This window comes from Phyllobacterium brassicacearum, assembly GCF_003010955.1.
GTDB lineage: Bacteria > Pseudomonadota > Alphaproteobacteria > Rhizobiales > Rhizobiaceae > Phyllobacterium > Phyllobacterium brassicacearum.
On the sequence record NZ_PGGO01000025.1, the window covers coordinates 32,892 to 48,218 of the forward strand.

Here is a 15,327-nt window from a genome sequence, read left to right on the forward strand (position 1 = left end):
GGCTTACATCTCCTGAATGGTCGACACATCTGGACCCGGTCCATTCAGCAGGTTGACCTTAAGCATTGGCCCGCAGCCCACTGAGGCGAAGGCCGAACCCGACCAATAGGCGGATGGCGCGAGTGATGCGGAACATGGCGCTTTCAGCTCTTTGTGACCGGCGCATGCCGGCAGGACCAGCAGAGCTGCCCCCGCCACACTGACAGCGACGAGATTTTTCAGGGGACGAACTCGCCTCATGGCGCCACCAACCGGGCCTTTGACGGATCATAGTCCATGATCTTCTTGACCTTTTCGGCGGCGGCTTTTTCTTCTTCTTGCTGAGCGCGTCGTGCGGCTATGTCGGCATCAATGGAATCGGTCAGATAATTGGCAGCAAAGATCAGCGAGCCGATCACAGTTGCGAGTGCCAAGGCGATCAGCAGCGAGGCCTTCAAACCTCCTAGCGAGATGAGATACCGGATCATGGCACGACAAACCTTGCCTTGGAGGGATCGTAACTCATGACCTTGGCGGCTTGCGCCTGCGCTGCGAGCTCCTGCATCTGCTGAGCATTGAGGGCCGCATTGCCGGCGTTCATCACGCCAATGAGTTCGTTGACCGTCTGCGCCGTCTGCGTCTGCAACTGCGAGTTCTGGTCGATCGATCCTTTGATATCGGGGGCTGTCCCGATCAGGCTGCCGGCTTGGCTGAACGCCTGGCTACGCTGCTCTGCGCTCGACTGCGTTCCCGAGATCATGCCGGTCAGCGCCGATGCGGTGTTGACCGCACTTTGATATGCCTTGTCGGATCCGGACAGGCTGCCGGCGTCCAACTTGCCAGAAAGCGACTTGACCAGGTTCAAGGCATTGAGGATGGTTGCTGCCTTTTTGCCAAATTCGCCAAGATTGCCCCACGACATCTGCCCGCCCACCAGCGAGCCGAAGTCCGGAGCGCCAGCCATTGAAAAGCCGGTCCCAAGCGCCGCGCTGGCAATATTCGACGTTGACCGGTTGCCCGTCACCGCCTCCAGCGTCTTGTTGACGGTGCCCAGAATATTGCTGTTCGACTTCATGATCTCCGACGTGTGCGATGCCGTCTGTGTCGCCTGTTCGAGGGTTGCCTCATCGATCACCGGCACCTGGGCGTTGGCGCTGACGCCAAATGCCAGAACCCCGACAACGATGCCGGCACCCGCGCAACACAATCTCTTCATGCTGGTCATGATCAGTCTCCTTCGCTTGTCGTTGGGGTATTCAGCGCGTTTTTCTGCGCTTCTGCCTGCCGGCGTTCCAATTCCTTTTGAATCGGTTCGAGGCTGGTCGTATCGGCTGGAACATTTTCGGCATTGTCGGACTTGACTTCGCCGTCATCGACAAGGCGCACCTTCGACTTGTCGTAATCCATGATATTGGCGGCAGCACTCGCCGCGGCGGCCTGATCCAGCAGCTGCTGGTTCTGCAGCTGCACCCTGGTCGTTCCGCTTTGAACGGTCTGCCCCCAGAGGCTTGCCTCAGACAGGCGTCCGGAAGAGTTCTGGTCAAAGGCCCCCTGGATTGAATTGACCGAACCGATAGCCTGGCCCTGGCTCACCAGCCCCTGCCTGGTTTGTTCGATCGCCGCACTGACTGCGCTCAGGGCGCCCGTCACCTGCCCCGCATTGTTGGACTTCAGCGCTGCGACACCGGCCATGATGCCGGCGAGATCCACGCCGCCTACAGTCGTTCCACTGAGCGCGCCGCCCATGACATTACCGCCACCCGACTGGGACAGAGATCCGCCGCCGCCCTGGTCCGCAAAACTGCCGCGAACACCATTGGTCGGGGCTTCTGACCGCTGCTTGTAGGTGCGCGCCCGCTCCATACAGACGCGGGTGCTGGTCTCGTTGCCGGTCCTTTCCGCATCATTGGTCGGAACCTGCGCCAGCACAGGAAAGCACAACCCGGTGACGAGACAGGCTGTCGTCATAAGCAAAATCATGCTCATGCTTCCGTCCTCCATCCGCAAAAGTAAGGGAGCCATTTTTCAGCGTGATCGCCATAGCGCTGGCGCAGATCCTCACACTCGGCCACGGTGGCTTCGTTGCCCGAAATGACCTTTACAAAATCGAGCATGTGGCTCAGATCGAGCGTCGCGATCACGCTGTCATTTGCATGTTTGATCAGGAATTGGCGCGTTTCGGGCGGCGTCGTCAGCACCCAGTTGAATTCGACTTCCGAAAGCTTGAATCCGTCGATGTAACTTTCCCGGTCCGCCTTGGCATTGGGGAAAAACAGGTTGGTCGTCGTCTGTTCCAGAATGGTGTGCCCCATTTTTGAGGACACGATGTCTTTCGCCGATTGCGTACCGAAGCCGACGATGCCATGCAGTCTTCGGATGGTCTTCAGTTTCTCATTGAGGAATTTCGAGAATTTATCATCGCTGAGGACTTTCCAGCCTTCATCGATGAACAACATCATCGGTGTCTTGCCGTCGAGCATGCCTTCGATGCGGTGGAAAATATAGCCGAGGGCAGCGGTGCGAATGTCCGGATCGTCGAGCACCTTCGTCAGGTCGAAACCGACGATGCCCTTTTCTGCGTCCCACTGATCGGCAGGATTGTTGAACAGCCAGCCGCGCGCATCGCACCAATTGTTGAAACGCGAGGCCAGGTCGTCATGCCCTGCCTTTTCGCCGCCACGCAAGAGATGCGAAACTTCCGCGAAATTTCGCTCGCTTACCGGTATGGCGAAGATCCGCTGCACTGCCGCTTCGAGGATATTCTCCTGTTCTGGTGACAGATCCTGCCGGCCGTCGCGCGGCCGTACCAAAAAGCGCAGAAGATCGAGCACAAAGGCTCTGTCGCTGGCTGAGCCCTCCAGCTGCAGTGGATTAAAGCCTGTCGCCACACCCGGTTCCAGGACCTCGTACTGGCCGCCAAGCGCCCGAATAAAGATGTCTGCACCGCGGAGCGTGTCGAAGAATACGCAGCGGGGTTGCGGTGTGACGCGCATCGCCTGCGCCATCAGAAAGGCCAGTCCAGTGGTCTTGCCTGAATTCGTCGGGCCGACGACGGTGAAATTGCCGACCTTCAGGCGATGGAAGTTGAAATAGTATGGCGTCATCGACGTCGTCTGCAGCAGCGAGATTGCTGGACCCCAGTGGTTGCCCGAAGGCTTGCCAACAGCGAAATTGTGAAACGACGCCAGTCCGCAGAAATTGCGCGATGAAATCATGGCGCGTCTGGCGATATAGGCGAAGTTTCCGGGCAGTTGCGCCCAGAATGCCGGTTCAGCGTTCAGGTCCTCGCGCACCGTGACCATGCCGGTATTCTGGATTTCCTTAGTTACAGCCTGGACGCAGGCTTCCAGCTCTCTCAGGCTGTCACCGATCGCCATGACTGTCAGGTGATGGTGCCCCATGACAGCACGGCCATTTACAATCTCATCACGAGCAATATTGATCGCCTCCTCAAGCGATGTGCCCGCCTCATCGGACGCGGCAATCTGCCGTTCAACCTTGGCAATCTCTTCCATCACCGGGGCGCGATCCTGCAAGGCAAACGACTGCGTTGCGATAAATTCACCCGGTATTTTCAAAAGCCCGTCGAGAACACCCGATACTGTCCACGACGGATATTCGCGTGACGAAACCATGGATCCGAAACGTGTTTCGCTATCCACGCCGCCGCGCAACTCGAATTGCTTCTTGCCGAAGGTGATGCGCCGTGTCGGCAGATATTCGTCCAGCCCCATGCGTGGCAGCAGCATTGGTATTTGCTGCGCGCCATTGAGGAGCTGCGCGAGAAATTCCAGCGGTTCGGAATAAACGCTGCCATTGCGCACCGTCGCGGTCAGAATGCGCGCGCCATATTCCGCCATATCCTTCTGGATATTGGCAACCTGTTCTTTAAGTTCCAGACGCGCTTCCCGATCAAGCACTTCGGCGGAGACACCGGCGGCGTTGCGAAAGCGCGAAACAAAAGCATCCGCCAACCCGACCTTGCCCTGGAACCCGCGACGAATGACGGTCAGATACAGATCGTTGGCGTACATGCGCTTCTCGGCCAGACCTTGCATGTACCGGTCATTGAGATCGCGGCAGAATGGATTGGAAAAGGATCCCGCCGTCTGCGGGGTGATCCGGCGGCGAATGATGTGACTGTAAACGGCGTAACGGCTGTCGCCCAACGAACGCATCAGCGTATTGCGCACATTCGCCTTCATGTCGATTTCCGACTGGTCCGCCGTCTGGTGGCAGAACCCGTCAATCTTCAGGATTGACAGGATCATGCCCTCCTTGGTGCGCAGCGTGGTCTCATCGACATGCCGCACATATGGGACGTGCGAAGAAATCTTCTTCTCACGTACCGCAACGGTCCCGAACTTCATTGAACTGCGTACCGCCCGCTGTAAGGCCATTTTTTCCTCAGTGCGTGTAGGAGTTGCCGCCCCAAAACCTGGCGTTCCGGGTTCCGGCGCATTTCAACAGCCGAACCCGGATGATATCGGCGAGCCGGACATCCTTGATCGTCAGTACATACGAAGCCGCATGCATGGGCAGGATCAGCAGAAACATCAGAAGGTTCCTGGTGTTGAGGAAGATCATCAACACCAGAACGATCTCAGCCACGAACAAGCCCCATGGTATGCCCCACAACATGCGCGGCCGGGTCAAACCGAGCACGAGCGGCACCGCTTGCGGCTTGTCTGGATCGGGTTGCTCCATGCTCATCGGCTAGTTTCCGATCCCGCCGGAAATAGAAGAGACGAGCTGAGCGCCACCGAAGATGAACGCCACACCGACAACGATCGAAAACAGCCACGACCACGGAACGCGGCTGGTCAAGGCGAGATAACCAACGGCCCCAACCGCGATCGTCGCCGCCGTTGTAGCAAACGTGCCGGTCATGAACGTCAGGACCTGCTCAAACACATTGTTGATCGGTTGGAACACATCGCCGCCGCCAGCAGCGGCAGATATCTCGGGTTTGCCGGCAATCGCGAGGGCGATCATCAGAGCGGCACAGGTTGTGTTCAAAAGCCGGGTCTTGTTTGCAGTCTTCATGCTCTGTCTCCTATTGAACATAGAGAACCGAACCGCCGATCCATTGCTGGCGGCCCCCTTCGGTTCTGGATTCCGGTTGATTGATGGGGATCGGAGATCCGTCGCCGACCGTTTGAACGGGAAGTTCGTTCACGCCAGACGACTGCTGTTCCGTGTTGCCGGCAACCGCATTGGATTTGGTGCGCTTGCCGCCCTTTAACGTATTGTTGAAGCCATAATAGGCATTGGTGACTCGTGCCGTGTAGTTGACAGTTTCGGAGATCGAGGGGATGCCGCCCGATTTTAAAACGCGGTCCTCGCCGGAATTATAAGCGGCGACCATCAACATGATGTTGCCGCCAAAGGTCACGTCGAGATCCTTCAGGAAAGCGATTCCGCCCCGAATGTTCTGGGCAGCGTCACAAATATCCGTCACGCCATACTGCGCGGCCGTTGCCGGCATCAATTGCATGATGCCGCGAGCGCCAGCATTGGAATTCACGCTGGCACCGAATCCGGATTCCTGATCTGCGATCGCAAGCGCCAGCTTGGCATCCGCTCCTTGACGCGCGGCTTCAGCTTCGATCATGCCCTTTACGGCACGGATGTTGAACTCATTGTCGATGCAATGTTGAGAAGCGGACTTTGACGGCTGACTGGGGATGTTGTCCGATTGTATCCCCATGAGTGACGCAGGCTTAAACCCGTCCGTTCGCCGTCGTGGCGCCGTCGAAGCTTCGAGCGTCGATGCCTCGATTACTCTTTGAGTGATGCGGTCATCTGGCTGCTTTTCTACAGCGGTCACCTCAACCGGACCGCTATCTGCAAAGCCAGGCTTCGGCTCTGCCAACGCTGCGCTGCACAGCCAAATCACTGTAGCGCTTGAAACGAAGACCAGCCCCTTCATGTTGCCCTCTCTTTTCATCTCACCTATAAAAGTAAATATCTACCCATTGATGGGCACTCAGACTCGCGTGAGTGCGGGGTCCACCCCCCTGCAAGACAGCGGCGATATCATTGACGGCGCTACATAGCATCTATATAGATAAATATTACCCTAGCAAGAATTATTTTTGGCAACCATTGAGGGATCAGATGAAAATAGTTTGGAGTGGCCTTTTGGCATCGGCTGGCGCTGTCGGCATGCTTTTGATGACGGGCACCGCATCGCGCGCAGCCGATGCATCGTGGGGCTGTCAAGTGTTGCTCTGCGCGGCTTCGGAGAAGCCCTCATGGCACGGTGTCCCGTACTGCATTCCGCCCATGCAAAAACTCATTGCTGCCATGTCTCTTCCGGGCTTTTCCTGGCCGATATGCAAAGGAGGCAACGCCGGTAAACCCGGGTTCGAACGTTACGAGCCCTGCCCTGCAGGCTGGTCTGCGACCAGTGGCGACTCAGGTTCTGGAAATAGCAGCGTGGCCAGTCGTGGAGATGCGAACATCTGCAAACGCAATCTCGGAAACTGCAACAGCAAGGCGACGAGAGATCCTCTAAGGCAAACTCCGGCCGGCGTTGAAACCAGACGGGTCTACAGCGGCAACGGTCTCGGCTCCTGTTCTGTCGAACAGACCCAACCGCGCAAGCTTCGCGACAAGCCGTATTACTTTGACATTCCGAACAGCAAGGGTGTGAAGCAGCGCTTCTGGTTTGACCTGAACAAATAGAGCGTAGGTCAACAAGCGCTAAAAACAACAGGAAAAACAATCACATAACGAACATGGTGGATTCCATTCAGGTACATCAATTGATATCCTGCGACTGCGAAAAAGGAGCTATCACCATGAATGATGATCAAAATCTCTATGTCTACGGTGCAGAGAAGCAACCAGAGGCGGGTCCAATCGGTCCCGCCATATTAATAGTCGGCGCACTAGCCACGGCTGGCCTCTGGGTCAACGAACTTTTCAAGTGGATCCTGGCAGTGGCTGCTGATCCAGTCTCTCGGCCCTACGAAGCTGTCGTCGTCGCTGTGATGGGTTGGATCGCCGCCTATTATGCCTGGCGCACTGTTCGTATGGCTTATCTCATGACCTGCGCGCTGTGTTTTCTCACCTATGACAGCGCCCGAAAAATCTTCAACTATTTTGATCCAAGAAGGAACCCGTAATGACGTTTCTGAAAACTATTGCGCTAGCGGCCACGAGTGTGGGGCTGGTCGTATTTAACCAACCATCACGTGCCCAGGACGGTTATGATTTCAACCTTACGCTGACACATAAGAACGTCAGTCATGATCCCGACGGCTTATGGGATGACAGCAACTTTACGCCTTCGGGCGAACCGCCGGAATTGCCCAACATCTACACTGCCCGTCTCACCACGCCAGCAGGCGAATGGATCCTCAGTCAGCTTGATACTCAATGCACAATGCAAAGTGATTGTGCATTCATTCTCGCGTTGAAGAAGAAGGACGGTAAGCTTCAAAAGCTCGCAAGTGGCAGCGTAATTATGGGGGGCAAGGCCACCCTCTCCCTGAATTACAAGAAGATCACGACCGAAGAGGTCGATGACGCAGCCAAACCTTTTACCGGTTCCTACAATGTGGAACCGGTAAAATGAGAACAGCCAGCTCCTTTTTCGCCAACTTTGGCTTCTTTCTCACCCTTACCAGTTCCTTTGCATTCGCAGGCGAAAGCGCCGTCAGTCTCATGAATGCCGGCATGGCGAGTACATGCGCTGAGTACGCTCAGAACGTCTCCAAAAGCGAGGGAAACTTCTCCAGCGTCTCTCCCGTGGTAAACGGCGTTACGTGTTACGGCGCATTTCAGTTCTGCAGCGCGAAAGGGCGGACGGACGGAGGAACATTCGGCCGGTATTACAAGGGCACTCCACAGCAATTCCTCGATGATCCATCTGCCCAGATCAATGCCTGGTTATCATATCAGCGAAATGAATGGAGCGCGGCCCAACAGAACGGTATGACGTCCGCCTTGGGCAAGGAAGTCTGCTACAACGGAACGTGCGCCACAATCACACAATCCTCTGTTTTGAAAGCATGCCAATTCGGATGTGGTAAGGGCGGCAAACTCGATAACCTCGTTAGGAGCGGCATGAATTGCAATGCGCCTGGGACCGCCGATGGAGCGGGAACAAGCGTCTGCCGATATCTCGTCTCCGGCGCAGGCTATGACGTCAGCTGCATCACCAATTCGAGCGATGGCACCAACTGCATTGCTCCCGGCATCAGGTCCTAGTTCCACAACCTCGCGGTGGATGCACCAAGCTTTCTGCCTTCACTGGTCTTTGGGAGAACATTATGATGCGCTCGATCGCAATCCTATCAGCCGGTATCATTGCCCTGTCTTCCACGATAACGACTGCTCAACAGACCGATCAGTCGCGGCCAGAGCCTGCCGCTCAGGTTTTTTCAATCCCGCAAACTGGATTGTCGTTTCTTACAGGCGATACCTGGCAGCAGGGAAGTCAAAAAATGCGACTTTACGGTGTACAGGCATGCATTCGAGGAACCCTGTACACTGATAATTCTGGACTCAAACAAGATTGCGGGGCCGTATCTTTGGCTATGCTCGCAGCGATGATAAGGGACACGAAACCAACCTGTTCACCAATAGCGCAATTGCCGTCCAGGACACTGCAGGAGTCTGCGACCATCCTGGTCATTTGTTCGGCGCACGTTGGTGATAAATCGCTTGATCTTGGAACCGCACTCATCACTCAGGGGTTTGCATTCGCGGCCTTTTCAAATGACGCAAAACCTGTCTACATGCCCTACCTCGTGGCCGAAGCCACAGCCAAGCAGTCCAAGGCGGGGCTATGGGCGTATCCGGACATGCCACACCCCAACCTTGTTCTGTTCGAAGCAATGCAGAGCCAAACACAAAAGCCATGACGTCAAAATCGAAGTATACAGAGTACCGTGAAAAATGGCGGGCGGAATCCCTGGAGCCAGGCCATGTGGAAACAAAGTTGTTTCTGCCACGGGAGGAGCATGAAAAAGTTGTGGCTATGGCGCAGATGTTGGGTGCTCGGATACCTGTAGTCCTTGGACAGCTCGTTGTTTCGGGGTTGGCTGCTATGGCGGGGCGTCCCCCCAAAACCATGGAACCGATACCTGCACCAATCCCGCCTCAGCCGAATGATCTGCTCATATTATGCGAAATGATCGACAAATCCCGCTTCGCCAATGACACGGGATCGACCCGTTATCGTCAGATCGCGTTCATCAATCGACTGGCGGCCGAGATTTACAATGGTCGCAGGCCCACCATCCAGGGATTGGCAAAAAGTGTGGACTCACACTACTCGCAGCTGGAACTCCTCTCAAAGGTTATGGAGAACCGCGGTGTGGTCACCAGGGTACACGTTCCGGGTTTGACTGAAAAAAGAGCTGGAAAAGTGCTCTATATACGTGACGACGCGATAGAGGCCCTTAATCAGGCACACATTGATCAGGTCGGCTACGCGCTTTTGCCTCTTGAGGTACAACCGTCTGAGATTGATCCAGTCAATTCCTGATAACTTGGATACAGATGGTATTGGTTCTTGAATCCTATCGTGTCTTTTTTCATCCCTGCTTCGATTGCTGTCGATGCCGCACGCGATTTCATACTATTCGGATAGCCAACCGGCGCGGTAATCTTGCCCTCTTCGACGAATCTTGTGATCAGCGTTATCTGCTTCTCGGTTGCCAGCCTGGCCTGCCCTCCCCTCTCCGGGTTCCCCCCCGCTACTCCCGGATCATGATCGTGCTCATGATCGTCGCAGGCCGGCCGATGCCTTCGGCCTCCATCTTCTTGATGAGTGATGCTTGGGTATAGCCAATGCTGGCAACGATCTTAGAGTCAGCGCCGAGGATCGAGTCATGACCTTCATCGATTGGAAGCCCAGGCCCTCAGTTTCTCGTCCACCATTTCACGAAACAGTCGTTTGGTCTCTGTAGCGCCGTCATCGACAAGTTGTTCCCAAAGCCGATGCCGCTCTAAAAGCGCGTGCCGGTGGCGTTCATTCATTTCGCCTAACGAAAACATAACATTGGAAAATGCGATCGTCGCCTCTTCAGAACCCATCGAGAGCGCCATAGCTGCCAGCCACACGCGCTTATTGTGCCCGGGGCTTGCAATATCATCGATGATATCGAACGGCTGATTGCTTTTCATCACGCCCCTCACTTGCAGCATAAAGTGGCTGCGATTTTGAGTCCAAGCACAGGAATTTTGCCGATGTTTTTCCAACCGGTTTAGAGTGATCCATCAGTCCCGCGGAGTGAACTTATGGTGTATATTCGGGTGCTACGCACACGACTCATCACTAATAATGCCGAGCAAAAATCATGATCCTACGCATTCGCGAATACGTAAAACGTGAAAGATCAACCGAACGTTTTTCCGTTAAAAACGCTATAAATCAAAATTAACTGCATGACAAGCTCTGGCAATTCTCCGCATGTTTCGCTGGCCTTCACGGCCTTTACAATGAAACAGATTTTAGAAAATCCCCTGGCAGGCGAGACCGCTACGTCTCGAATGAAGCAGATTGGTATGATCAACGTCATCTACCAGATGCAAATGACCAACATTGAGACAACAATCAATAATATCATGAATATATCGCGGCTAAGCCGTGACGCCGTTGTCGAGAGCACAACGCCGCTTGTTGCGCGCAATTTGCTGCGAGAAGAGCAAATTCTGAACTCTGCAGGGCGAGGCAGAGCTTTCCGGTTTGTTATCCCTGATGATATCCTCGGAACGCGGCCGTTTATCACGTTAAAACCATCCGACAGCTGACTTTAATACCGCTAAAAAGCAAAATTAAATGCCGATTGTTATTGCGGTATAAACCAACTTCTTGCTAATCGAATCATTGTCCACGTAGTTCTCGAATGTCCGAGGCTATTTGGGAGTGATTCGATTTGCCTGGAGCAAATCGAGTTTATGCATTCGAGACAACTGCGGAGATTGAAGCCAGAAAACAAAAAAACCGGCGCGAGGGCCGGATTTTTCGAGAGGGATAGGGTTTTCAACCCTACTAGCTAACGGAACGCCAATTCCGCATGTGCCTAGGAACCTGAGGCAGAATTAGCTTTTTCATCCCGACATAGCAAGACGAAAATGCGCTTTCGCGCCACGGATTTTGTTGTTCCAAACAAAGGAAAACGTGGTGATCTTTCACAGCCAAATGAGCTACCTGCTTGCCGACATCACGACGGTGAGACAAATCGAGCATTATCAAACGTTGTTATGGCAGGGTGTTGCAGAAGGCAAGCTCGACGACGCTTGCGCGACCGAACTTGCCGAGGCGGCCAACACGAAACGAACCATTCTGCTCGAGGCGTGGGAGCGCCGGCTGCCCCCTCCCCGTTCGTACTTTCCGAAACGACCTTTGTCCGGTCACTCTCGATCGCAGGCAGCGACGGGGTCGAGATGTTCATCCAGATGGGCGCGCAAACGGCGGCTCGGGGACATGGCCGCTTTGCCACCGCATGTCCGCCACAAATTCACCGAGGGCGAACGAGCGGTCTTGTACATTGTGGCGGCAGACTGCCGGCAGCACGGCAGTTGCAGGTGTAGTATCAAGGAAATCGGCGATCGGGCCGGCGTCGGCATTACCACGGTGCGCAATGCATTGCGCCGGGCTCGCATTTTGCAACTGGTGGACGTTGCGGCGCGACCGCAATGGCGCGCAAAGCATCTGACCAATGTGATTTCAATTGCATGCCCGCGTTGGCTATCCTGGCTGCAAAAATTTCGGCCCAATCTCGGTCTTAAGTTCTATCCGACAGGGTGCAAAAAACCGAAACCCTCAGGAACCGTTGGTCATAAAAAACTAGACGGACAGCCTTCTTACAACCGATCAGACGGCCTTCTACGCGGCTTATAGCCGTTTGCTCGATGCAAACCATCTGCCGGTTGTCGGCTGCTAGCGCCTCACGGGGAAATTATTGCGCCCAGTCGAACCAAAATGGCTTTGAACAAAAGCCTGCCGAATCCGCATGTGCCAGTACCGGGTAAATCGCGGTTATGCAGTGAAGGTGAACGCGCCGAATTGCTGAGATGACCTTTGGCGATGCGCTTAGTATGTTCGATCCGTCAAGTCGTCGACTTGACGGTGGGTCTACCAGTCGGAAAGCCGGCGCCGGTTCATCGGGCTCATCGCTGATGCAGCGTGGATACGGGTCCATTTGAAGTCAATGAGTTTTGAATTTAATGAGCCGGCTGAACAAGCGATGCGAACTTTTTAAAGCTAGCCTGGTAGTCGCATGTTTTGATTCCGTGTTTAGCACAAATATCAGCCCAAAATGTATCGCGGTCGACGACTGTAGACTCCCCCGCCTCCGTCGCGATAACGAGCAGCACACCTAAGAGTTCGATTGACGATACATCGCGCGGGAGTGGCGCGGATCTTAGGCCAATTTCATCAATACAGTAATTCCAAATGCGTTCATACAATTCCGCGCGAGCCAACAGACTATCTTGAACATTCATCTTTTCATTAACAACCATGTTCACTCCGATAGACTTCCTTCGGCCCTCCACCGCCGAAGTCACAGCACGGATCTAGTGTCGTTCCTAGGGGTCACCCTGACCCCGTGCTTCATATTTTCCCATGTGCTACTACCGTCCCATGCACGATGGGACACACGCTCAAAACAAAATTCTGATCATCGAAGATGATGATCTCACCCTGGATTCGCTCGTTCGGCATTTCAAGACGGCCAATCCGGACTATCTGGTGTTGACCGCCCCGACTTTTGAGGCGGCAATGGAGGCGTTGAACGGCAATACATTTGCGATGATCCTTATCGACCCGGGCTTGCCAGACTTCGGCGCGGATTCCGAAAAAGCGGACGTTCGACTGTCCAACATTGAAGAAATAATCAACACCAGCCCGACCGGTATTCATGTGATCATAACCGGGCGCTTTTCCAGTGAAGAGGCGGAAGCCTGTCGCCGGCTAGGAGCCAAAGCCTACCTCGGAAAATTTGGACTCAACGCCCCTGCCCTTGCGAATATTCTGGAGGAATTGTCCCGCACGGATTTCTTGCTCCATCGCGGAACGATAACATCGGACAAAACCATGCCGGAGGTTCATTATCCCGAACTCAGCGCTGTTGAGGAACTATGCCTCAAATGGGTTGCGTCACGACCGCCCGGAATGAAGAGAAGTGAGCTTTTCGACCAGATGGCGAAGCACTTCAATATGAAAAACGCTGACTCTGCCGAAAAGAAATACAAGCGGGCCCGGAGCAAGATCCTCACCTACCCCAACACCACCTCCCCTAACAGCGCAGACACCTGATCAAAAGGAATATTGCATGCGTCAAAGCAGAATCCCTCTTGTTGCCACTCTCCTTCTGGCAATGGGCGTCTCCCTCGCCAATGCAGCCTATGATGATCCGAACGTCCTTTCCGTGGAGAGCAAAGCAGGCAAGCCCGTTGCCAGCTATACAGCTCAAGAGCTGCGTAAGGCATTCCCCGCTAAAATCATTGAGACAAAAACTCCTTGGACCAACGGAGCAAAGCTCCGCTATCGAGGTGCATCGCTCAAGGAAGTTCTTGCCAAATATGGCTTGTCCGAAGCCAAAATCATCGAGGGTATCGCACTCGACGATTACCAGGCCAAGTTAGAGATGAAGGAGATCGATGTTTATGATCCGATCATAGCAACCGAAATCGGTTGCTCGGATGCTGATCGATCATCTGCGGTTTGTGCAACTGGGCAGGAATTCAGGCCACTGATGGATGCTGATCGCGGGCCCTATTATATCGTATGGCCGTTTGATCAATTACCAAAAGCCTCGGATCCCGGCGATAACTCCCGTTGGATTTGGTTCCTTGTCGCCCTACGACCAGCATCCTGACGTTCTCAGCCCGTCAGATCTGATCGCCCCGAATCACAGCTCCGGAGCGTTCCTGGTGCTGCCAACTGCGAAGACTATGGTGTCGATTTTGTCGAAACATGTTCGGGCTTACGGCCTCTATCTCCTATATTTGGCTTTCCCGGTTCTTATTGCGGTCGCCTGCTGGTCTTTCCTGAAAACGGATGTGTACAGACGCGAAGCCTATCGCATCATCTCCGAAGTCAATGAAGTGCAATGGAGAGCTGCCCAAATTCGCGAAAAAACTGTCTCGGCCATGGGATGGACGCGACTGGCACAGGAAACAGGCAAGAGCGACTATCTGCAGCCCCTCAAGCGAGATACGATTTTCCTGGCAGCGAACATCCAAGCCCTCGTTTCGCAAGATTATGCCGCGCACATCCTACCCCAAGACGATATTGATCATCTCAACAGGATGCTGGCCCTCGTGAATTACACGATCAAGCCGCAATTATCCGAAGGCGCCGACTACGGCAAAATTCTTTCTGAATTCGATACAATCTGGACCTACGTTGTACCGATCACCAGTTCGGCGGCCAGTCTTGGTCGGACTTTCAAACGTACGGCCGACCTCGACCAGCAAGCATTTCGCAATAGTTTCCTGCTGGCATCTGCCTCGGCAATGGCAATTGCCATCATGATCTTCTTGATTCTGCGCAACCGCAGCCAAGCACGTTTCGACAGTCATGTGCGCCATTTCGCGCTTCTCTTCTCGCACATGACCTACACACGCATCAATTCCCTGCACGCATACGTCCACGATACGTTGAACCATACATCCGTTCCGGATTTCACGCGGTTGAACAAGGCGCGGCAGAGGACGACAGACCTTTCCATCGTCAATGATTGGCTAGCGCGAATTGCCTACCCGAAATACGACCCGGACGGAACACCAATCGTCTCCCTGGATACCGTCCTCATGGATGTGTGCAAACCGGACGGCAGCATAATCTCGCCAACTGTGATTTCAGGTGGTGTGGCGCGTCAATCACTCGTTCCGCAAGCTCAGTTTTTTCTCATGCTCCAAGAGCTCGTTCGCAACGCGAAAGACGCAGTGGCCGATAGAGATTTGCCGGAAATCTGTGTTCGCGCCAATGTCAAAACTGGGCTGTTTTTCGACAAGTATCTTGTCGTGTCGGTAGAAGACAATGGCGTCGGCATGTCACCAGATCACCTCAAGAAGGCGACGACGCCCTTTTTCTCATCCAAAGGCGAATCCCGACGCAACAGTGGCCTCGGCCTCACCGGCTGCGCTCGGCTCGTGGAGACCATGCATGGCAGACTTTTCATCGAGTCCAAATTGGATAAGGGGACCACTGTAACAATCTCCTTTCCGATCAGAAGTCTGAAGAATTTCATTCGATAACTGATCGGGGTTCGATCATCCATCAGCAGAGATTCATGGTCTCAGTATGAGTTTTTTGAATGGATCTGGCGTCACCAACTCTCCGCGAACATCACTGAATACGCCTGATCGTGATCCAGC

Annotated in this window: 21 protein-coding genes; 11 read left to right on the forward strand and 10 right to left on the reverse strand. The window is 54.3% G+C overall.

Annotated elements, in window-relative coordinates; all coding sequences use genetic code 11:
* Nucleotides 1-3: 3 nt before the first annotated feature.
* The 8 genes from CU102_RS23990 to CU102_RS24025 are packed head-to-tail and all read right to left on the reverse strand — an operon-like array spanning nucleotide 4 to nucleotide 5,911.
* Nucleotides 4-240 carry a hypothetical protein gene (locus CU102_RS23990; protein ID WP_106713601.1) on the reverse strand — a complete coding sequence of 79 codons (237 nt, stop codon included), beginning with the start codon at nucleotides 238-240 and terminating at the stop codon, nucleotides 4-6.
* A complete protein-coding gene (locus CU102_RS23995) occupies nucleotides 237-467 on the reverse strand; it encodes a hypothetical protein (RefSeq protein ID WP_106713602.1) in 231 nt (76 codons plus the stop codon). The genes CU102_RS23990 and CU102_RS23995 overlap by 4 nt, the downstream gene beginning before the upstream one ends.
* Complete coding sequence (locus CU102_RS24000; RefSeq protein WP_106713603.1) at nucleotides 464-1,204, reverse strand: type IV secretion system protein; 741 nt, start codon at nucleotides 1,202-1,204, stop codon at nucleotides 464-466. Before CU102_RS24000 ends, CU102_RS23995 begins: the two co-directional genes overlap by 4 nt.
* 2 nt (nucleotides 1,205-1,206) lie before the next feature.
* Nucleotides 1,207-1,965 carry a hypothetical protein gene (locus CU102_RS24005; protein WP_133624666.1) on the reverse strand — a complete coding sequence of 253 codons (759 nt, stop codon included), beginning with the start codon at nucleotides 1,963-1,965 and terminating at the stop codon, nucleotides 1,207-1,209.
* Nucleotides 1,962-4,379, reverse strand: coding sequence for a VirB4 family type IV secretion/conjugal transfer ATPase (locus CU102_RS24010; protein ID WP_106713605.1), 2,418 nt, complete (start codon nucleotides 4,377-4,379; stop codon nucleotides 1,962-1,964). Before CU102_RS24010 ends, CU102_RS24005 begins: the two co-directional genes overlap by 4 nt.
* A 7-nt stretch (nucleotides 4,380-4,386) precedes the next feature.
* Nucleotides 4,387-4,692, reverse strand: a complete 306-nt coding sequence (locus CU102_RS24015; RefSeq protein ID WP_245425509.1) for a VirB3 family type IV secretion system protein — start codon at nucleotides 4,690-4,692, stop codon at nucleotides 4,387-4,389.
* A 3-nt stretch (nucleotides 4,693-4,695) separates the two neighbouring features.
* Nucleotides 4,696-5,025, reverse strand: a complete 330-nt coding sequence (locus CU102_RS24020; RefSeq protein ID WP_106713606.1) for a TrbC/VirB2 family protein — start codon at nucleotides 5,023-5,025, stop codon at nucleotides 4,696-4,698.
* Between the two features lie 10 nt (nucleotides 5,026-5,035).
* Nucleotides 5,036-5,911 carry a lytic transglycosylase domain-containing protein gene (locus CU102_RS24025; protein WP_245425510.1) on the reverse strand — a complete coding sequence of 292 codons (876 nt, stop codon included), beginning with the start codon at nucleotides 5,909-5,911 and terminating at the stop codon, nucleotides 5,036-5,038.
* Between the two features lie 236 nt (nucleotides 5,912-6,147).
* Between CU102_RS24025 and CU102_RS24030 the strand changes: the two genes are divergently transcribed.
* The 6 genes from CU102_RS24030 to CU102_RS24055 all read left to right on the forward strand — a co-directional run bounded on the left by CU102_RS24030 (nucleotide 6,148) and on the right by CU102_RS24055 (nucleotide 9,481).
* On the forward strand, nucleotides 6,148-6,669 hold the full coding sequence (locus CU102_RS24030; RefSeq protein WP_106713647.1) for a hypothetical protein: 522 nt from the start codon (nucleotides 6,148-6,150) through the stop codon (nucleotides 6,667-6,669).
* A 116-nt stretch (nucleotides 6,670-6,785) separates the two neighbouring features.
* Nucleotides 6,786-7,112, forward strand: coding sequence for a hypothetical protein (locus CU102_RS24035; RefSeq protein WP_106713608.1), 327 nt, complete (start codon nucleotides 6,786-6,788; stop codon nucleotides 7,110-7,112).
* Nucleotides 7,112-7,564 (forward strand): hypothetical protein, encoded by a 453-nt coding sequence (locus CU102_RS24040; protein ID WP_106713609.1) that lies wholly within the window; start codon nucleotides 7,112-7,114, stop codon nucleotides 7,562-7,564. Before CU102_RS24035 ends, CU102_RS24040 begins: the two co-directional genes overlap by 1 nt.
* Entirely contained in the window at nucleotides 7,561-8,199 is a 639-nt protein-coding gene (locus CU102_RS24045) for an acyltransferase (protein ID WP_106713610.1), read from the forward strand. The genes CU102_RS24040 and CU102_RS24045 overlap by 4 nt, the downstream gene beginning before the upstream one ends.
* Before the next feature lie 62 nt (nucleotides 8,200-8,261).
* Nucleotides 8,262-8,855, forward strand: a complete 594-nt coding sequence (locus CU102_RS24050) for a thermonuclease family protein (RefSeq protein WP_245425512.1) — start codon at nucleotides 8,262-8,264, stop codon at nucleotides 8,853-8,855.
* Complete coding sequence (locus CU102_RS24055; protein WP_106713611.1) at nucleotides 8,852-9,481, forward strand: hypothetical protein; 630 nt, start codon at nucleotides 8,852-8,854, stop codon at nucleotides 9,479-9,481. Before CU102_RS24050 ends, CU102_RS24055 begins: the two co-directional genes overlap by 4 nt.
* Nucleotides 9,482-9,834: 353 nt before the next feature.
* Here CU102_RS24055 and CU102_RS24060 read toward each other — a convergent pair whose 3' ends face one another.
* Nucleotides 9,835-10,122, reverse strand: a complete 288-nt coding sequence (locus tag CU102_RS24060; RefSeq protein ID WP_133624668.1) for a hypothetical protein — start codon at nucleotides 10,120-10,122, stop codon at nucleotides 9,835-9,837.
* A 261-nt stretch (nucleotides 10,123-10,383) separates the two neighbouring features.
* Here CU102_RS24060 and CU102_RS24065 point away from each other — a divergent pair, with 261 nt between their 5' ends.
* The gene (locus tag CU102_RS24065) at nucleotides 10,384-10,749 is read left to right on the forward strand and encodes a MarR family transcriptional regulator (protein WP_106713613.1); all 366 of its coding nucleotides are present in this window, start codon (nucleotides 10,384-10,386) and stop codon (nucleotides 10,747-10,749) included.
* A 373-nt stretch (nucleotides 10,750-11,122) separates the two neighbouring features.
* Nucleotides 11,123-11,842 (forward strand): hypothetical protein, encoded by a 720-nt coding sequence (locus tag CU102_RS29500; RefSeq protein ID WP_133624670.1) that lies wholly within the window; start codon nucleotides 11,123-11,125, stop codon nucleotides 11,840-11,842.
* Nucleotides 11,843-12,165: 323 nt separating this feature from the next.
* Here CU102_RS29500 and CU102_RS24075 read toward each other — a convergent pair whose 3' ends face one another.
* Nucleotides 12,166-12,465 (reverse strand): hypothetical protein, encoded by a 300-nt coding sequence (locus tag CU102_RS24075; protein WP_106713615.1) that lies wholly within the window; start codon nucleotides 12,463-12,465, stop codon nucleotides 12,166-12,168.
* Between the two features lie 259 nt (nucleotides 12,466-12,724).
* On the opposite strand from CU102_RS24075, the gene CU102_RS24080 reads away from it, so the two are divergent.
* Genes CU102_RS24080 through CU102_RS24085 form a run of 3 tightly spaced genes read left to right on the forward strand, consistent with a single transcriptional unit; the run spans nucleotide 12,725 to nucleotide 15,207 of the window.
* On the forward strand, nucleotides 12,725-13,261 hold the full coding sequence (locus tag CU102_RS24080; protein WP_166648549.1) for a hypothetical protein: 537 nt from the start codon (nucleotides 12,725-12,727) through the stop codon (nucleotides 13,259-13,261).
* 16 nt (nucleotides 13,262-13,277) lie between these two features.
* Nucleotides 13,278-13,823 (forward strand): putative pterin-binding protein, encoded by a 546-nt coding sequence (locus CU102_RS29505; protein WP_133624672.1) that lies wholly within the window; start codon nucleotides 13,278-13,280, stop codon nucleotides 13,821-13,823.
* Complete coding sequence (locus CU102_RS24085; protein ID WP_166648550.1) at nucleotides 13,798-15,207, forward strand: ATP-binding protein; 1,410 nt, start codon at nucleotides 13,798-13,800, stop codon at nucleotides 15,205-15,207. The genes CU102_RS29505 and CU102_RS24085 overlap by 26 nt, the downstream gene beginning before the upstream one ends.
* Nucleotides 15,208-15,327 lie beyond the last annotated feature (120 nt).

Excerpts from the sequence above, each read along its gene's own strand:
- CU102_RS23990 (WP_106713601.1), bottom strand. The coding sequence starts at position 240 with ATGAGGCGAGTTCGTCCCCTGAAAAATCTCGTCGCTGTCAGTGTGGCG.
- CU102_RS23995 (WP_106713602.1), bottom strand. The coding sequence starts at position 467 with ATGATCCGGTATCTCATCTCGCTAGGAGGTTTGAAGGCCTCGCTGCTG.
- CU102_RS24000 (WP_106713603.1), bottom strand. The coding sequence starts at position 1,204 with ATGACCAGCATGAAGAGATTGTGTTGCGCGGGTGCCGGCATCGTTGTC.
- CU102_RS24005 (WP_133624666.1), bottom strand. The coding sequence starts at position 1,965 with ATGAGCATGATTTTGCTTATGACGACAGCCTGTCTCGTCACCGGGTTG.
- CU102_RS24010 (WP_106713605.1), bottom strand. The coding sequence starts at position 4,379 with ATGGCCTTACAGCGGGCGGTACGCAGTTCAATGAAGTTCGGGACCGTT.
- CU102_RS24015 (WP_245425509.1), bottom strand. The coding sequence starts at position 4,692 with ATGAGCATGGAGCAACCCGATCCAGACAAGCCGCAAGCGGTGCCGCTC.
- CU102_RS24020 (WP_106713606.1), bottom strand. The coding sequence starts at position 5,025 with ATGAAGACTGCAAACAAGACCCGGCTTTTGAACACAACCTGTGCCGCT.
- CU102_RS24025 (WP_245425510.1), bottom strand. The coding sequence starts at position 5,911 with ATGAAGGGGCTGGTCTTCGTTTCAAGCGCTACAGTGATTTGGCTGTGC.
- CU102_RS24030 (WP_106713647.1), top strand. The coding sequence starts at position 6,148 with ATGCTTTTGATGACGGGCACCGCATCGCGCGCAGCCGATGCATCGTGG.
- CU102_RS24035 (WP_106713608.1), top strand. The coding sequence starts at position 6,786 with ATGAATGATGATCAAAATCTCTATGTCTACGGTGCAGAGAAGCAACCA.
- CU102_RS24040 (WP_106713609.1), top strand. The coding sequence starts at position 7,112 with ATGACGTTTCTGAAAACTATTGCGCTAGCGGCCACGAGTGTGGGGCTG.
- CU102_RS24045 (WP_106713610.1), top strand. The coding sequence starts at position 7,561 with ATGAGAACAGCCAGCTCCTTTTTCGCCAACTTTGGCTTCTTTCTCACC.
- CU102_RS24050 (WP_245425512.1), top strand. The coding sequence starts at position 8,262 with ATGATGCGCTCGATCGCAATCCTATCAGCCGGTATCATTGCCCTGTCT.
- CU102_RS24055 (WP_106713611.1), top strand. The coding sequence starts at position 8,852 with ATGACGTCAAAATCGAAGTATACAGAGTACCGTGAAAAATGGCGGGCG.
- CU102_RS24060 (WP_133624668.1), bottom strand. The coding sequence starts at position 10,122 with ATGAAAAGCAATCAGCCGTTCGATATCATCGATGATATTGCAAGCCCC.
- CU102_RS24065 (WP_106713613.1), top strand. The coding sequence starts at position 10,384 with ATGACAAGCTCTGGCAATTCTCCGCATGTTTCGCTGGCCTTCACGGCC.
- CU102_RS24075 (WP_106713615.1), bottom strand. The coding sequence starts at position 12,465 with ATGGTTGTTAATGAAAAGATGAATGTTCAAGATAGTCTGTTGGCTCGC.
- CU102_RS24080 (WP_166648549.1), top strand. The coding sequence starts at position 12,725 with ATGGAGGCGTTGAACGGCAATACATTTGCGATGATCCTTATCGACCCG.
- CU102_RS29505 (WP_133624672.1), top strand. The coding sequence starts at position 13,278 with ATGCGTCAAAGCAGAATCCCTCTTGTTGCCACTCTCCTTCTGGCAATG.